Raw genomic sequence first — 16,549 nt, 5'->3', positions numbered from 1 at the left:
ATAGCCTAGAATCATCAAGTGACAAATAAAAATTGACGAAAAGAGGCTAAGGATATGCAGTGTGAAAATGAGAAAGTAACAAGTGTAAATTTAAAGGGAACATTTAAAAGAACATTTAGGAAAACATTAAAAAGAGGCGTTGCGTGCATGTGTCTTGTGAGTGTGTTGGTGTCAACAGTGGCTTGTTCTAACACATTAAAAGGAAGTGATGCACCAAAGGAAAAAATCGATGTGGTGATGTGGAATACATATGGAGATCGGTTCCCAGCTGCTTCTGGGTTCACACTTATGGAGCATGCAGCTAAAACATATGAAGAAAAAACAGGGGTTGAGGTCAATTTGATCAATGTGAACGCCAACAGTCAGGAAGCGTATTTCGAAGCACGAGAAGAACTTCTATCCTCTGATGATCAGCCTGAAATACTGTTGTTTAATACGCGTTGCGTGGATGAACTGCATCAGATGGAAACCATGAAGGATGCATTGTTACCACTTGAGGGTGTTATTGAGAACTACGACGATGTGTTTGATGGTATGAAAAGTGAGCGATATAGTGCTTTATCGGTACTCGCATATGGAAATATGATGAACCGGACACTGGTTGATTCATTTGGTCAGGACTCAAGTGTCGCATTTTTATCGACTCAAGAAGTAGAAGATTTGTTTATGAAATGGGCAGACACATCGGTTGCGACGATGAACATCTTTGACTATGAATTGTTTTTGCAAATGGGATTTTTCAATTTATTTTATTTGACCAATGATACCATTCAATTTGACCAACAAGCGATGATGGATAAAGTGAAAAAATGCAAAGCATTTATAGAAACATTACCAAAACGTGAGCTCACGAAAGATGAGATTCTAAATTTTAATACAGATACCAGCAGTGAATTATTTGTATCGGAAGCGGAAGAATATGCAGCAATCGCAGATCAAAGACCAGTCAATTACTTGACACAAGCAGCATTTAACGCCTTTGATTTAATAGATTTTTCAAAACAGATTGCCGAGAAAGAGTCTGGATTTATCATTTCGGATTATAGCCTTTCTGTGGCGGTTGGATTTGGCATATTGAATAATGGCTCTGAAGAACAAGCAAAAGCCGTGGATTTCGCCAACTATTTACTTAGTTCCGAATTTCAAAGAACTTTAAAGGATTATTCAACAGAGCGACTTAAAATGTCTGGAACCGTTCTAAAATCAGTTCAGGAAGAACAGTATCAAATGGCTCAAGATAACAGCTTGACGCTCAATGGAAACCCAATACCTGAAAGCGTGATACACGCGCACAAACAGCTCATGAATCAGTACAATCAACCATTGGCGCTTCAACACATGGCACTCTCCAGTCAATCTGGGTACATTGGAAACAAGTTAATGGAGATCACAACAGACTATATATGGGGCGGTCAGATAACAGAAGAGTCCCTTAAAGCGACACTAGAGCAACTTGAAGTTGAAGTGCAGGAGATGGTAAAACACTAAAGTGTAATTCCCCGTTTGTCTAGCATGCGATTAAGGAGTGTTTTTAGCTGTGGTTGATTGAGCACATCGTGGTAAAAAGCAGCTGTACGAAATGATTGAAGATAAATTTCACTATCGTAGTTGAGGTTTAGTTCTGCAAAACCCTTGCGAGCATATAGATGACCACATCCAAATTGACTTCTTGTAAGATTGTTATATTCAATTCCCTTGACAGCATAGTCAAGGGATTTTTCATATTGCTGATTGAGATGGAAAATCGTTGATGCAGTATAGTATATTTTTGATGGTAATATACCTTGGTTAAGCTCAGGAATTTTGTCTAATATTCGTACACAGTGCTCAATTAATTCAAAGGACATAAGGGGATTTTTTAGATCACTTTCTATGGATGCCAAATTCATCAAAATTTGAAGTTCAAGTTTGTTATATACATGATCTGCGTAGTTTTCGTAGTTAAATTCACTTATAGTCATCCTTAATCCTTTTAAAAACAAATCCTTTGCTGCTTCGTAATCAGTACCTTCAACATAAGGGATAGAACCTTCTATTAAATAAATCATTTGCTTTAGAAGGTTTCTATAATAAATATTCATTTCAGATTTTTCAAGTTCAGTTAATGTATGTAAATATTCACGCGTTTTAACCATATCGCTCGCCTCAGAAGCTGCGTCAAACTTCGCCAGTAGTGAATTAAACTCTTTATAATCATCCATCCGACAGTTTAAGAAAACTTGTGAGATATCTTGTTTATAGACCACACTGAGTAAATCAAGTGTCTCTGGTTTGGGATAGACTTTTCCATTTTCAAGGCGACGAATTGTGTTGACATTGATACCAGTGAGTTCACAAATATCACTCTGCGTTAACTTTAGTTTTTTTCGAATGTCTAAAATAGATTTACCAAAGATGATGGTGTTATAGTACATGGAGCCTCCGAAAGTTACCCATCATCTATGATGGGTGTATTTAAGAATAAAAGAATTTATAATCTGATTATACTTGAAAACATAGCAATCAACAAGGACGTTAACCGATGTGAGTTTATAGAAAATACCATCTAACCCCAAAAACTAACCGATTAATGGAATGCCATTGAATTTTTATATTGAAATTTATAGAATATAATTGTATTAAAGAAAAACAAATTATTTATTAGCAAAATTAGGAGAAAATCTATGTCTGAATTAGAGAATAATATGTCTGAATTAGAAAACAATATGAGTGAACTAAAGAACAACCTGAATGAACAGAAGCCCAATATTTTGAAGGAAAAATGGTATCTGCGCCTACATCAAAAAGTGAGTCATCTTCCCTCTCTTGCTTTTTTACTTCTTATGTGGGTAACCGCAGTGATTGTTACCTGCTTATTTCAACCATTATTTTTTTTGATGCATAATAGTTCTGACGCTTTGGCATCAAAAGAATCCTTGCTTAGCGTAATTATTGGGGCTGTATTAATCGCACCAGTTACAGAAACGTTACTATTTCAGTTTATTCCAATAGAGATTTTGTTTATGCATAGAAAAAGAAAAGGAAAAAACAAACCTAGTTTTGTTAGTATTGGCATTTTTTCAGCGGCATTATTTGCAATACCACATTTTTTAGCGTATGTTGATACATTAGGTGTCGGTTTTGCAGTGGTCAAAGCGTTAGACGCATTTGTAATAGGCTTGATTTTATCGTATACGTATTTAGTGTTTAAAATCCAGTCAGGACCACCATTAATCGCAACCACTTTACTTCACTCAATGATTAATTCTGGATTCATGGCGTTTGCTTTAATCTTGGCGATGTAAGAATCATATGTGACGGATGTCATTTCAATAATAAACCAATAAGAGGAGCAAACCATGATATCAAAAAAATTTCAAAACCAATCTAAAGCTATTATCCTAACACTAATTATTTTACTCATCACAATGCCTTTGATGGCGGGTTGTAGTAAAGCTCAAAACGAAGAGGATCTAACCGGCGTCATGTGGAAAGTTGAAAAAGGCGATACGACAGTTTATTTCTTAGGGGGAATCCATGTCTCTGAAGAATCCATGTATCCGATTAACGAAAAAATTACTAAAGCGTTAGAGGTTTCGGATGAAGCCTATTTTGAAATTGATTTTGGGAAACAGTTAAGCAAAGAAGAACTTGAAGAAATAGCAAAAGATTCACGCCTAGAGATGGGAAATAATCTAAAGGATTTATTATCTGATGAAGAGTACACATTGTTAAGAGACAAATTGACTGAAGTAGATATGGACATCAACGCAGTGCGCAATTTTAAACCGATGCAGATTAGTATGATATATAGTTCTATAATACTCCAAAAGGCGTTAAAAGAAGCAGTGCCAGTAGACCAGTATATTTATAATCTAGCACAAGAGCAAAATAAACCGATATATGGACTTGAAGAAGCAAAATATGAATATGATGTTCTGTATAATATGAGCCTTGAATTGCAGGTCGAAATACTGCTTAAATCTTTAAAAAGTGAAGAATATATTGAGGAAATAAAAAAAATTATGGGTTATTGGAGTGCAGGAGATTTAGAAGAATTAGAAGAATTGTGTGAAAATGAATCTAAATCAGAAAATACAAATTGGGATCAAGCATTGATCGACGAATATCAAGAAAAAATACTCTTCATTAGAAATGAAAAAATGGCAGATAAAATAGATGCAATACTCAAGCAAAACGACGGAAAAACGTATTTTATCACGGTTGGCTTAGCGCACTTTGTTGGGGAAAAAAGCATCGTAGAGCTGCTTGAAAACATGGGGTATGATGTGAACCAGTATTAGTTAAATAGAATTGTGACAATAAAAACACCTCTCAGTTCGTTCAAATCAGTGAATCGATTGAGAGGTGTTTTGTTTACTATCTAAGATTCATTATCCGTGATAGGCGTAATTCAGAGTAACTTTATAATATGTAAATAAATGAATCTTTTGGATATGATATAAAAGCAAAAATACTTAAAACCTTTTAAGTCAAGTTTTATTTTAATAAAAGAATCTTAGTTTATTACAAAAACAGCTTAGTTTATTACAAGTGTCAACTAAAATTATTTATTTATGATATAGTGAGTTCAGTTGAAAATAATTTTTTAGGAGGATATTGTGGATACTAGTTGAGAGAAAATATGAATAGATGGAGGGTTTAGATAAATATTTAGTAACTAATATTTATACCATAATTAAAGTGAGCGATTTTATCAAGGTTGATAACCGATAAAAAACAAGGTGACAATATGAAGAGTAAGTTGAGGATTATTTTTATATCTATTATCATTATCATTTTCGTTCTGTTGGTTTGGTTTTGTAAATATGCATCAGTTGAAAATACTCTAATCTTTAGTGGAAATAATTCTGAGAATCAAATTATAATGAATAGTAAAATAGAAACGGAAATACAAAAAAATTTGACTCATTTGAAAACTGAAATTTTAAATACGTGGGAGCTTTCTCAAAGTGATGAAAATAAGTATGATACAAACATATTTATGGATGAGGATTTCGATAAAATTTTGACGACGCGTAATGAGGTGACATCTTGTAAATGTATTGAGTGACAACTCATTTTCCGATGAAGGGGTCATTCAGTTGCTAAAGGACATTTTTCAGTTTAATGATAACGAAAACATAACTGTAAGAATTATCAAACCTATAGAAGCAGGCACAAAAAATGCAGATTACTTATTTGTTAATGTACCTTGTTACTGGGAAGTTAAAAAGTATAATAGTACTGAAAATGAATACCAACTAGTTCAGACAAATAATCTTCTATTTGCGAATTAATTGACTCTGAAACATAATGTTGGTAATGATGGGAGTTCTCAGATTGAACTTTCAGAAACACATAATGAGTTATATCATCATGAAAATTTAATGAATACAAATATGTTTGTTAAGCTATTTGTAAATGAAAAATATTCCACTGAAGCGTTGATTGATAAGATAATTTTAGATGATAACAAAAGCATAAGAATTAAAACACCGGTAAAACCATAATGATTTGATGCTTATAGCTTAAATACTAAAAGGATCTCTAATAAGTATTTCAAACTACATTTGTGGATGCTGTCTTTAAATAAGAAAACAGTAAAAAATGAGAATGAAATTAGAAAATAAACTGGATATGGAAGGATTCTGATGAAAAAAAGACAATTTTTAATCATGATCTCGATAGTGGGAATTATTGCAATTATCGTTATTATTATGACTCTAACTATCGATATCAAAAAATTTCAGTTTCAATTTGAAGTTGATAAAAGCAATTCTTCTTTAGATGTAGAAAAAGTGACTTTCAATGGAAAATTGATTCAATTTCCGTTTAGTTTTTATTATATGAATGGTACTCTGAGTATAGACGACAAAGTCTATAGTGTCGAAAAGTATAAAAGAAAATCCAATCCTTATATTGAGATGTATGATATGGACTTATTTGACAAAGAGAATTCTGATTTCTTTAATGGCAAGGCCCATTTAGTAGGAGACATCATCCATAACAACGTAGAAAGTATGTATATTTTGATTGACATAACAAATGAGAAGACTGGCTTTACAAAAGGTGAGTTCATAAATTGTTATACTGAGCATTAATAAGAATACTTTAAAAAAACACCTCTCAGTTCGTTCAAATCAGTGAATCAATTGAGAGGTGTTATGTAATCTGTGGAAGATAAATAATATATAATGGCACTTAGTTGTGTGATATAATAATGACAATTACAAATAATTATAAACAGTCACAAATAGTCACAAATAATAAACCCTGAATGAGGTGAATGATGCTACTATTTTTAATGGTCATAGAAAATACTGAATCAAGAGACCTGCTAGAGAGGATTTATCGCGAATATCATAAGGAAATGTACTACATCGCTAATAAAATATTAAATAATTCTCATGATGCAGCAGATGTGGTACAAACATCCATCATCAAGTTAATTCCTTACATAGAAAGAATAAATGACATTAAGTGTAACAAGACAAAGTACTTAATCGTTACTATAGTTAAGAGCACAGCAATAGATCTTTACAGAAAAAAGATGAACCATCCGATGATAGAACTTGAAGAAACTGAAGATATACCGGATTTAATCTCAGAGTCCACGGAGAATATTATCATAAGATTGAGTGACGCTAAAATACTCGCAGAAAAACTGGCAAAACTATCATCAGAATATGCCGATGTGTTGACACAAAAGTATTACTTCAAGTTTGAAGATGCCAAAAATGCTGAGATTCAAAATATATCTCTTTCATTGGTATCCTAGTGTAGCAAATAACACTTCTGGATATATAATGCCAAAAATCTACATTCCATCAAATTATGAAACTTATATGTATAAATTTAATATTTAGTAATATAAGGAGTTTTTCCCTATGAAAAAAATAAAGCAAATTATCCTGATTATTATTCTTATTGTACTTTTTTCGATTGCCATGTTATGGTTACAGAGCTATATTGCAGATTATTCTGTAATGATTAAATACATTGACTCAGTTGAAGAATTGAAAACTTTTTTTGAAGAAAAAAAAGTGCTTATTCCAAATTATTCATCGAGTTTAGATAATCCATATATACATGTGGCATCAGAAGAATTTTCACTTGAAAGAAGCAAGCAAAAAGGTGATTGGGATGGTTATAATGTTATAATAAGGCCAATGAAAATCTCGAATTCAGAGTTTTTTACAATAACGATTTCAGCATCTAAAGCAATAGAAAACATTGACCACCAACTTAAATGGATTGTTAATGATGTTACATCACATTATACATCAAGTGAAAACTATCCAGAAGGTGACTACACACATATCTTGGGAGAATTTCAAAAGGATGAAACAATTTATCAATTTAGTGGTGATATTTTTGGCAACTTTGATGAAGATAGGGAAAGAGCAGCGAAAAATGAGCTAATGTATCTAATTAATAGCATGAGATGAATAATCAGATGAACTATAGTTCATTTCTCTGCAAATTGTATCTCGTGAACCACTTGAAACTGGCCACATCAAGTTGTATGTGTATATGAACAGTAACGTTCCATCTCCACTAAAAAATGGAAATCCACCTTGAAGGTGGATTTTTCATTTTTGGGTGGAGACTCGTCCGAGGTAAACGCAGTTTGCTAGCGCGATAAAAACCTGAAGTTTTTCATTATTTCACCACGTAAAACCCAATGGACACAGGCGCAAATTTCAGAGAAACGGATTGACCATTATATGCATCAACAGCAGTTGAAGTGGTATAGTCGGTTAAGCTTTTCGCTGCGTAATCAAAGGTTACGGTGGTTTCTTTATCAGAAGTATTCATGACGATCAGCATCTTTTGGTCGTCTTTTTTGATTTCATATGCGATGAAATCACTGCCAGAAGCCACTAAAGTGAAGGTGTCCATGTACTGGTCGCGAATGTCTTTAAGGGTTTTAACATAATCTAAAAGGGCGCTGTTTTCAGTGTTCTCCCATGCCATCATCTGGCGGTTATCAGGATCATAGGCGCCTTTCATACCGATCTCTGTCCCGTAGTAAAGTACTGGAATCGCCGGATAAGTGTATAAGAAAGTCAGTGCTTCTTTGGTGTATTCTTCAGACATGCGTGGGTTATTGCTCATAAATCTTGAATTGTCGTGATTGTCGATAAAGAGTGCATTTTGCGACGGATGTGAAAACTCAGATTCTTTTTTTAGCGCATTGACTAAAGATGCGGGCATCGTTTGAAGTTTAAAGGCATTTTCGATACCATTGAAAAGTGAGTAGTTTGTGATGCTGTCGATACCGTCTTGGTGATAGGCTTCAAGCGTCTTTGCATTTTGATCCCACACTTCGCCAAGTAAGAAAAAGTCGGGATACTTGGCTTTGATGGTACTAGAGAATGTTTTCCAAAAATCGTGAGAGACATGGCGAACGGTATCGAGTCTAAAACCGTCGATGCCAGTTTCCTCAATCCACCACAGGGCATTGTCGATAAAGTACGCTTCAACTTCTGGATTGGATTGGTCGAGATCGGGAAGTCCTGCGAGCCAGCCCATCTCTACTTCAGTTTTGTCTTTCCAGTTGTTGATTGTCTTATTCTCGTGAAACCAGTCTTGTTTTTCAGGATCTTTAAGCCAAGGCGAATCATATCCTGTATGGTTGACGATGTAGTCGAGGACGACTTTTATATCGCATTTGTGCGCTTCAGCCACCAAAGTTTTAAATGTTTCTAAATCGCCAAAGTGTGGGTCCACTTTGTAAAAATCATAAATCCAGTATCCATGATACCCATTTGGTCCATTTTCCATGATAGGCGTGATCCATAGAGCATTTGTGCCAAGTGATTTGATGTAGTCAAGTTGATTGATGATGCCTTGTAGATCGCCCCCTTGAAAGGCTTTCGGGTTGTTCTTGTCCACATCTGGAAGATTGTCATCGGGGTTGCTATCAGCAAATCTATCCACCATGAGGAAATAGATCATATCGTCTTTGGTGATGCAAGAGGTAGAAACTTCAGGCGTATTGGCACTCGCATCACTGGTCGCTTCGCTAGTTGCTTCGCTTGCTGTGAGAGTGTTTTCCGTGATGGGTGCTGTGGTCTGGGTGTTGGTTTTAGCTTGGCAACCTGTTAGTGAAAAGGATGCCGATACGAGCAGGAGTGTTGTGGTGAGGCAAATGAAAACGTTCTTTGTGTAGCTTTTCATGGTAAAACGCTTATGAGATGCTCTAAAATGAATGTGTCTGCGCATGAAGTGAACCTCCTTATGGTTAAAAAGCGCAATCGTTTGCGCAAATTTATGAATAAAAGCCTAAGAAGAAATGAAATTAATTGCTTTCTTCTTTAATTTTAGGGTATTCATTGGTATAATTCAACTTTAATTATCGGAGTCGTGTAAAATTATTTGTATGTATAATGAATGAAATGACACGATTGCATTATTGACAAGGTCAAAAAAAGTGAATATAATTGGATTGTGCAAACGGTTGCAAAGAAAAGGGGCTATATATGAGGAAGAGAAGCAGTGGTATTTTACTACATATTTCATCCTTACCGGGTGATTACGGCATCGGTGATTTAGGAAAGGGTGCATACGATTTTATTGATTTTATGGTGGAGAGTGGTCAACGCGTTTGGCAGATTCTACCGATTGGTATTACCGGATTTGGAGATTCACCGTATCAATCATTTTCAGCATTTGCTGGCAATCCTTATTTTATTGATCTTAACGAACTGATTGATATGGGTTATTTAGATAAAAAAGTGGTCGATAAAACAGACTTTGGCAAGAATCGCCATAAAGTGGATTATGAGAAACTTTATCAAAACAAAATGCCACTTCTTAAGCTGGCTTTTGATCACGCAAAAGTAAAACTTTCTCATGAACTAGAACGTTTTTATGAAAGCGAAAAAGCGTGGCTCGAAGATTTTGCCCTCTATATGGCGATAAAAGCTAAAAATGGCAATAAATCTTGGATGGAGTGGGAAGCTGGTTATGAAAACAGCAAGACGCCAAAAGTAGAAGCATTTAAGAGAACCAATGCAGAAGATATCCAATTTTGGGTGTTTACGCAGTACTTTTTCTTCAAACAGTGGTATGCACTCAAAGCTGTTGCTGAGGATAAAGGGATACAGATTATTGGAGATTTGCCGATCTACGTTGCGGAAGATTCAGCGGATGTGTGGGCAAATCCAAGATTATTTAAACTCGATAAAAAATTCAAACCGATGTGTGTTGCAGGCTGTCCACCAGATGCATTTTCTGTAACAGGTCAGCTTTGGGGCAATCCTATTTACGATTGGGCTTATATGGCTGAACAAAAATACACATGGTGGATTAAGCGTATTGAGTACAGTTTAAAACTCTTCGATGTGATTCGAATTGACCATTTTAGAGGCTTTGAAGCTTATTGGGAAATTCCATATGGCGATCCTACAGCTGAAAAAGGCAAATGGGTAAAAGGCCCTGGAAAGGCACTATTTGAAGCGGTAAGAGAGGCACTTGGCGATGTCAATATCATCGCTGAAGACCTTGGATATCTCACAGATGAAGTGATTGAACTTCGTGAATTTACAGGTTTTCCTGGGATGAAAATCCTCCAGTTTGCCTTTGATTCTCGCGAAGAAAGCGACTATTTACCGCATAATTACGAAGAAAACTTTATCGCATATACAGGAACGCATGACAATGAAACAGTTTGTGGCTGGATGGATACGGTGGCGAAACACGATCGACGCTTTGCCATTGATTACCTAAAACTCGACAGAGGCGAAGGCTATCACTGGGGCTTTATCCGTGGTATTTGGAGCTCGGTTGCTTACCTCGCCATCGCTCAGATGCAGGACTTTTTAGGTCTAGACAATCGAGCGCGCATGAACTTTCCATCGACCTTAGGTGGTAACTGGCTGTGGAGAATTACGAAACATGACTTATCACCTGCGCTTGCAGAGAAGATTCATCATGTGACGAAGATCTACGGCAGATTATAATGATTCGTACCCCCATACGATAAATTCGAAAAATCGCAATTGCGCTTAACAGGTGATTGCGATTTTTTAACAATTACAGAGTATCATTAACAATTCTTAATACAAAACTAAGAGTGTTCTAATTATTCAGAAAATTCTAGGTGATATAATGCTTAAAACGGAAGGGGGCGTTATTATCACTAAATATCTATTTAGAAGGGTTGTTAATGGACTAATCATCATTATATTATCAACGATGTTTTTGCACTTTTTTATCAGTACACTCCCAAGTGATGAAGCGAGAGCGTATTTGAGGTTTGGCGAACAAGAAATCACTCAAGAGTATTACGACAAGGTCATGGAGGAGTTCGGCTATAACAAGCCATGGCATGAGCGGTACTGGATTTGGCTTAAACGCGCAGTAAAAGGAGACTTTGGACTCTCTCTTCAACATCAAAAGCCAGCGATGCAAGTTGTGGGGACGCATCTTTGGAAATCGCTACTTTTAAATTTTACAGGTTTAATCTTGATGCTGTTGATCTCGATTCCGATAGGTATACGGACAGCTCAGAAGAAAAATTCTATCTTTGATCATACGATGACTTGGGTGGCGATTATCGGAACATCCATTCCAACTTTTTATTTTGGTCTTTTAATGATTTTTAAAATTGCTACGCGTTTTCAGCTACCTATTAGCGGGATGCACAATGTATTGTTTTTAGCGAAAGGGTATCCGTCGCAGATGGCAGAATGGTTTGATGTGGCAAGACATATGTTCTTACCCGTAATAACTATCGCAATTACCGGTTCGTTTGGCGTAATCCCATATGTGAGAAACGCAGTAGGCGATGTCCTCGATCAGGATTATATCCGTACAGCAAAGTCTAAAGGACTTAGAGAAAGAACGGTTTTATATAAACACGCCATGAGAAATGCCATGATTCCTATGATTTCTCTTGTGGCGATTATGTTGCCGGGAATGTTTATCGGCAATATCTTCATCGAAGCAATCTTCGCTTGGCCGGGGATTGGTTCGCTATTTATCGAAGCGCTTTATTGGTATTCATCCAATCTTATTTTATCTTGTGCGGTATTCTTTTCAATTGTGACAGTGTTTGGCAATATTCTCGCAGACCTAATGTATGCGATATTTGATCCAAAGTTACGCACGGAGGTAGGATTATGATGAAGAATACGAATGAGAAAAAAATGGAAAAATATGTGAAACGCCAGCAAAAATCAGCTTCAGATGGTCCTTGGAAACAAGTGGCACGCAAATTTATGTCCAACCCAGTGGCAGTCGTGGGATTGGTCTTGTTTATTGCGGTGATGCTGTTGATTTTCTTAACGCCTGTATTTTCAAAGTACGGCGTCTATAGCTATGATTCCTTTAATAGAAAAGCGCCTCCAAGTTCAAATCACTGGTTTGGAACCAATAACTACGGGCAAGATATCTTCTTGTTGGTGATGGAAGGTGGTAAGCGATCGCTTTTATTTGCTGTGGTTGCCACTTTTATATACTCCATACTCGGGATTGGTTTTGGCGCAGTCGCTGGATTTTATGGTAAAAAAGTAGACTATCTCATCATGAGAATCATGGATTTTATCCAGTCTTTACCGATTCTACCGGTGGTGTGTATAGGGGCGATTTTATCGAGACATTCCTTTGATAATGAAACGTCTTGGATGTTATTTATTATGGGACTCTATGGACTTATTTCATTTCCGTCGCTTGCCACTATGGTGCGTGCGCAATTACAGTCTCTGATGAAGGAAGAGTTTATGGAAGCGGCGAAGCTGATGGGAATTTCGAAGGTGAAACAAATTACGAGACACTTACTGCCAAATGTCTTTGGAACGATTATTATCGCATCGACCATTATGATGTGTAATGCTATTATTTTAGAGCTTACTTTGGCGTTTGTAGAGCTTGGCTTTTCATTCACTGAATTTACGCCTCCACTTCCAACGTGGGGAAACCTCATACCAGGGCTTCGAGGGTTCAATACCATCAAGTTTAAATACTGGTTATGGCTGTTCCCGATGGTCTTCATCTCACTTTCAGTGGGAAGTATCCGCATGATTGGGGAAGGGTTCAAGTCGGCGTTTGATCCAAAATCACAACAGAATTCTATCTAAAAATGCAAGTGAAAGTGATTTCTAAAATTGAGCAAAATACTCATAGTGAATTTATGAAAACAGGAGAGAACACTATGAATATCCACGGTTTGTACCATGAAGCAAAAAGTAAATATGCCTATGCGTATGATGAACAGACAGTTCATATCAGGCTGAGAACGGCGAAGGATGATATAAAAAGCGTCAAAGCACTTTGGGGCGATCCCTTTAACCGACATCGACGCGCTGAGCACTCGAAGGTGATGGAGAAAGAATATACAGATCTTCATTATGATTATTGGTTTATCGCGATTTCACCAGAGTATAAGCGCATGCGGTATGCATTTTTGCTAGATGATACGACTTTTATGGGTGCTCATGGCACGATGGATTTAAAAGTTCATCCTGAATCGATTCATTCATTTGGGGATTATTATAATTTTCCTTATCTCAATGCAGAAGATGTCTTTAGTGCCCCTACATGGGTGAAAGACACCGTTTGGTATCAGATTTTTCCGGAGCGTTTTGCAAATGGTGACGCTTCGCTCGATCTACCTCATACGCTTCCTTGGGGGAGCCAGACAAAGGTGACCAACGAGATGCATTTTGGTGGGGATTTAAAAGGCGTTATTGAGAAACTCGATTATATCAAAGATCTTGGTGCGACGGGGATCTATTTTACGCCGATATTTGAAGCACCGACGACACACAAATACGACACGATTGATTATTTTAAAATTGATCCGAGCTTTGGCGACAATGCGACGTTCAAACTGCTGGTTCAAGAGGCGCATAAACGAGGGATTCGCGTGATGCTCGATGCTGTGTTTAATCACTGTGGATTCAAGCATCCGTATTTTCAGGATGTGGTGAAACACGGTTATGATTCTGAGTATGCTCAGTGTTTTCACTTGCTCAGTGAGCCTGTCATTAACTTTCCGCTGAACGAACAGGGATTTCCAAAGCTTTCTAGGGAATTCAAAGAGGGCATGCTCAATTATGAGACGTTTGCATTTACACCCAATATGCCAAAATGGCGCACAGGCAATCCAGTGGCGCAAGCGTATCTCTTGGACGTAGCGACGTATTGGATCGAGGAATACGATATTGATGGTTGGCGATTAGATGTTTCTAACGAGGTTTCACATGAGTTTTGGCGTATGTTTAGACAGCACGTGAAGGCCATTAAACCGGATGTATTTATATTAGGAGAAAACTGGGATGATTCGACATCTTGGCTTCGAGGCGAACAGTTTGATTCGGTGATGAATTATGAACTGACCTATCCAATCTGGCATTTACTGAGCAATGAAGCGGAATACGCCGATTATGATGTACAGAAATTTCAAAACGATGTAAGTAAATTACTCGTGATGTACCCGAAGAATATTACGCCGTATCTATTCAATTTACTGGATAGTCATGACACGTCTCGTCTGAAGACGATGCTCCACGATGATGATGCCCTAGTAAAATTAGCCTTTTTAATGCAAATGTCCTTTTCAGGTTCACCAAGTGTCTATTACGGTAGTGAAATTGGATTAACAGGCGTGCATGATGGCAATAGACAATGCATGACATGGGATGAAAGCAAGCAAAATACAGATCTGAGAAATCATGTCAAGCAATTAATTCACCTGCGTTCGACCTATGATGCCATGAAAGCGGTGGATGTGAAATGGATCAAGGCGTCAGAACTTGGTGTGCATAAAGTGGATACTCAACTCTTAGCTTACACGAAAGAAACCGAGCAGCATAAACTAAAATTCATTCTTAATTTGTCCGATGAACCTTGTCAGATACGCATCCCGTCTGATTGTACGGAAGACATTTACGAGAATCGAAAAGTTGAGCCGTCAAGTGAGCATGTGCTTCCTGCAAAGGGATGGTTGATTTTACAATAAACATAGATAGACGAAATATTCTATGTTAAAATAAACCTGAAAGACTATTTAGACGATCGTTTATGAAATAAGTCGTATGTATAGAAAAGGGGACTTTTTATGAAAGATGTGTTAAAGGGTTTAAATCCAGAAAGTGTATTTAGAAATTTTGAGGCATTGACACAAATTCCGAGAGAATCGGGAAATGAAGCCGCTGTTGCGAGCTATTTAGAAGCATTTGCAAAGAACTTAGGACTTGAAGTGATCAAAGAACCACTCAACAATATCATCATAAAAAAACCGGCAACGCCTGGTTATGAGAAAGCGCCAACGGTGATTTTGCAAGGCCATACAGATATGGTATGCGTAAAACTCGATACGTTAGATTTTGATTTTGAGACACAACCGATTCCACTCGTCGTAGAGGGTGACTGGATCAAAACAGAGGGAACGACACTTGGAGCGGACAATGGCATAGCGGTTGCCATGGCGATGAGCATCTTGGAAAGTAAGACTTTAGAGCATCCGAACCTCGTTGCGTTATTTACGACATCTGAAGAAACGGGCATGGACGGCGTCATGTCGCTGGATCCAGCGCATGTATCGGGGGATATTCTCATCAATATTGACTCTGAAGAAGAAGGCACACTTTTGGCTTCTTGTGCAGGTGGTGTGAACAATATCACTGAAATTCCCGTGAAATGGGCACAGCCAGAACACACACACGCTTATACACTCACTGTTTCGGGATTAGCAGGGGGTCACTCTGGAATCGAGATCGGTAAAAATAGAGCCAATGCAATTAAACTCGCGGGTAGAATCTTATCGGCATTTAAGGGACATTTCCCATTTGAACTCTTTGAAATATATGGTGGCGAAAAAATGAATGCCATCGCGAAACGCTGTGTGATGAAATTCGCCGTTTCAAGCGAAGATCGCTACCTATTGGAAGATTTGGTGGCGTCGCTCGAGCAAACATTTAAGACGGAGTACGAAGTAGCAGATGGCGGCATCAAACTTGAACTGGCACCTTGTGAGCTTCCTAAACAAGTTTACGATGTGAAGACGAGAGATGCAATTGAAAAGCTGCTTAGATTGACACCGTTTGGCGTGTATACCATGAGCGCAGGCATGCCAGGATTGGTAGAGTCGTCCAATAATCTCGGCGTACTTGAACTCACTGAGCAAGGTGTAAAACTCACTAATGCAATCAGAAGCTCCGTCAAATCGAAAAAACAAGAACTCAATGAAGTGATGGCACTCATCAGCGAAGCAGTGGGCGGAATCAATTCCCTTGTGGCCGATTATCCAGAATGGCCATTTAAAGTGGAATCCCCTATCCGCGATTTAATGGGTGCAACGTATAAAGATTTAACTGGAACCGACATCAAAGTAGACGCAATCCATGCAGGACTTGAATGTGGCTTCTTAAAAGAAAAAGTCGGCGACATCGACATGGTATCCCTTGGACCAAACATGCACGATGTACACACACCATTCGAACGCCTCAGCATCAGCTCCACTGCAAGAACATATGAGTTTTTGTGTGAAGTGTTGAAGAGGTTGAAGTAATTGAATTTATGATAAGTGAAAATAGTGTAAATTAAAAATGACGATGCC

At 37.4% G+C, this 16,549-nt stretch carries 14 protein-coding genes; 12 read left to right on the top strand and 2 right to left on the bottom strand.

Annotated features, from left to right (window positions below; all coding sequences use genetic code 11):
- Positions 1-54 precede the first annotated feature (54 nt).
- Positions 55-1,488 carry a hypothetical protein gene (locus tag ACZ41W_RS09780; RefSeq protein WP_464311795.1) on the top strand — a complete coding sequence of 478 codons (1,434 nt, stop codon included), beginning with the start codon at positions 55-57 and terminating at the stop codon, positions 1,486-1,488.
- Here ACZ41W_RS09780 and ACZ41W_RS09775 read toward each other — a convergent pair.
- Positions 1,485-2,414 carry a helix-turn-helix domain-containing protein gene (locus ACZ41W_RS09775; RefSeq protein WP_464311794.1) on the bottom strand — a complete coding sequence of 310 codons (930 nt, stop codon included), beginning with the start codon at positions 2,412-2,414 and terminating at the stop codon, positions 1,485-1,487. The genes ACZ41W_RS09780 and ACZ41W_RS09775 overlap by 4 nt on opposite strands.
- A 249-nt stretch (positions 2,415-2,663) precedes the next feature.
- On the opposite strand from ACZ41W_RS09775, the gene ACZ41W_RS09770 reads away from it, so the two are divergent.
- The 6 genes from ACZ41W_RS09770 (at position 2,664) to ACZ41W_RS09745 (ending at position 7,430) form a co-directional block, all read left to right on the top strand.
- A complete protein-coding gene (locus ACZ41W_RS09770) occupies positions 2,664-3,284 on the top strand; it encodes a CPBP family intramembrane glutamic endopeptidase (RefSeq protein ID WP_464311793.1) in 621 nt (206 codons plus the stop codon).
- Positions 3,285-3,338: 54 nt separating this feature from the next.
- On the top strand, positions 3,339-4,283 hold the full coding sequence (locus ACZ41W_RS09765) for a TraB/GumN family protein (RefSeq protein WP_464311792.1): 945 nt from the start codon (positions 3,339-3,341) through the stop codon (positions 4,281-4,283).
- A gap of 449 nt (positions 4,284-4,732) precedes the next feature.
- The gene (locus ACZ41W_RS09760; RefSeq protein WP_464311791.1) at positions 4,733-5,053 is read left to right on the top strand and encodes a hypothetical protein; all 321 of its coding nucleotides are present in this window, start codon (positions 4,733-4,735) and stop codon (positions 5,051-5,053) included.
- Positions 5,054-5,633: 580 nt separating this feature from the next.
- A complete protein-coding gene (locus ACZ41W_RS09755; RefSeq protein ID WP_464311790.1) occupies positions 5,634-6,083 on the top strand; it encodes a hypothetical protein in 450 nt (149 codons plus the stop codon).
- 188 nt (positions 6,084-6,271) lie between these two features.
- Positions 6,272-6,760: an RNA polymerase sigma factor gene (locus ACZ41W_RS09750; protein WP_464311789.1), complete on the top strand. Its 489-nt coding sequence runs from the start codon at positions 6,272-6,274 to the stop codon at positions 6,758-6,760.
- A gap of 109 nt (positions 6,761-6,869) precedes the next feature.
- On the top strand, positions 6,870-7,430 hold the full coding sequence (locus ACZ41W_RS09745) for a hypothetical protein (protein ID WP_464311788.1): 561 nt from the start codon (positions 6,870-6,872) through the stop codon (positions 7,428-7,430).
- A 214-nt stretch (positions 7,431-7,644) separates the two neighbouring features.
- On the opposite strand, the gene ACZ41W_RS09740 is transcribed toward ACZ41W_RS09745, so the two are convergent.
- Positions 7,645-9,210, bottom strand: coding sequence for an alpha-amylase family glycosyl hydrolase (locus tag ACZ41W_RS09740; RefSeq protein WP_464311787.1), 1,566 nt, complete (start codon positions 9,208-9,210; stop codon positions 7,645-7,647).
- Positions 9,211-9,467: 257 nt separating this feature from the next.
- Between ACZ41W_RS09740 and malQ the strand changes: the two genes are divergently transcribed.
- The 5 genes from malQ (at position 9,468) to ACZ41W_RS09715 (ending at position 16,501) form a co-directional block, all read left to right on the top strand.
- Entirely contained in the window at positions 9,468-10,949 is a 1,482-nt protein-coding gene (gene malQ / locus ACZ41W_RS09735) for a 4-alpha-glucanotransferase (protein ID WP_464311786.1), read from the top strand.
- A gap of 148 nt (positions 10,950-11,097) precedes the next feature.
- Positions 11,098-12,114 carry an ABC transporter permease gene (locus ACZ41W_RS09730; protein ID WP_464311785.1) on the top strand — a complete coding sequence of 339 codons (1,017 nt, stop codon included), beginning with the start codon at positions 11,098-11,100 and terminating at the stop codon, positions 12,112-12,114.
- The gene (locus tag ACZ41W_RS09725) at positions 12,111-13,067 is read left to right on the top strand and encodes an ABC transporter permease (RefSeq protein ID WP_464311784.1); all 957 of its coding nucleotides are present in this window, start codon (positions 12,111-12,113) and stop codon (positions 13,065-13,067) included. Before ACZ41W_RS09730 ends, ACZ41W_RS09725 begins: the two co-directional genes overlap by 4 nt.
- A 74-nt stretch (positions 13,068-13,141) precedes the next feature.
- Positions 13,142-14,950: a glycoside hydrolase family 13 protein gene (locus tag ACZ41W_RS09720; protein ID WP_464311783.1), complete on the top strand. Its 1,809-nt coding sequence runs from the start codon at positions 13,142-13,144 to the stop codon at positions 14,948-14,950.
- Positions 14,951-15,049: 99 nt separating this feature from the next.
- Complete coding sequence (locus tag ACZ41W_RS09715; RefSeq protein ID WP_464311782.1) at positions 15,050-16,501, top strand: aminoacyl-histidine dipeptidase; 1,452 nt, start codon at positions 15,050-15,052, stop codon at positions 16,499-16,501.
- Positions 16,502-16,549: the final 48 nt, after the last annotated feature.

Source organism: Fusibacter fontis, from assembly GCF_055378735.1.
Note: the sequence above shows the minus strand (reverse complement) of the source record. Positions and strands in the feature narration are given on the sequence as shown.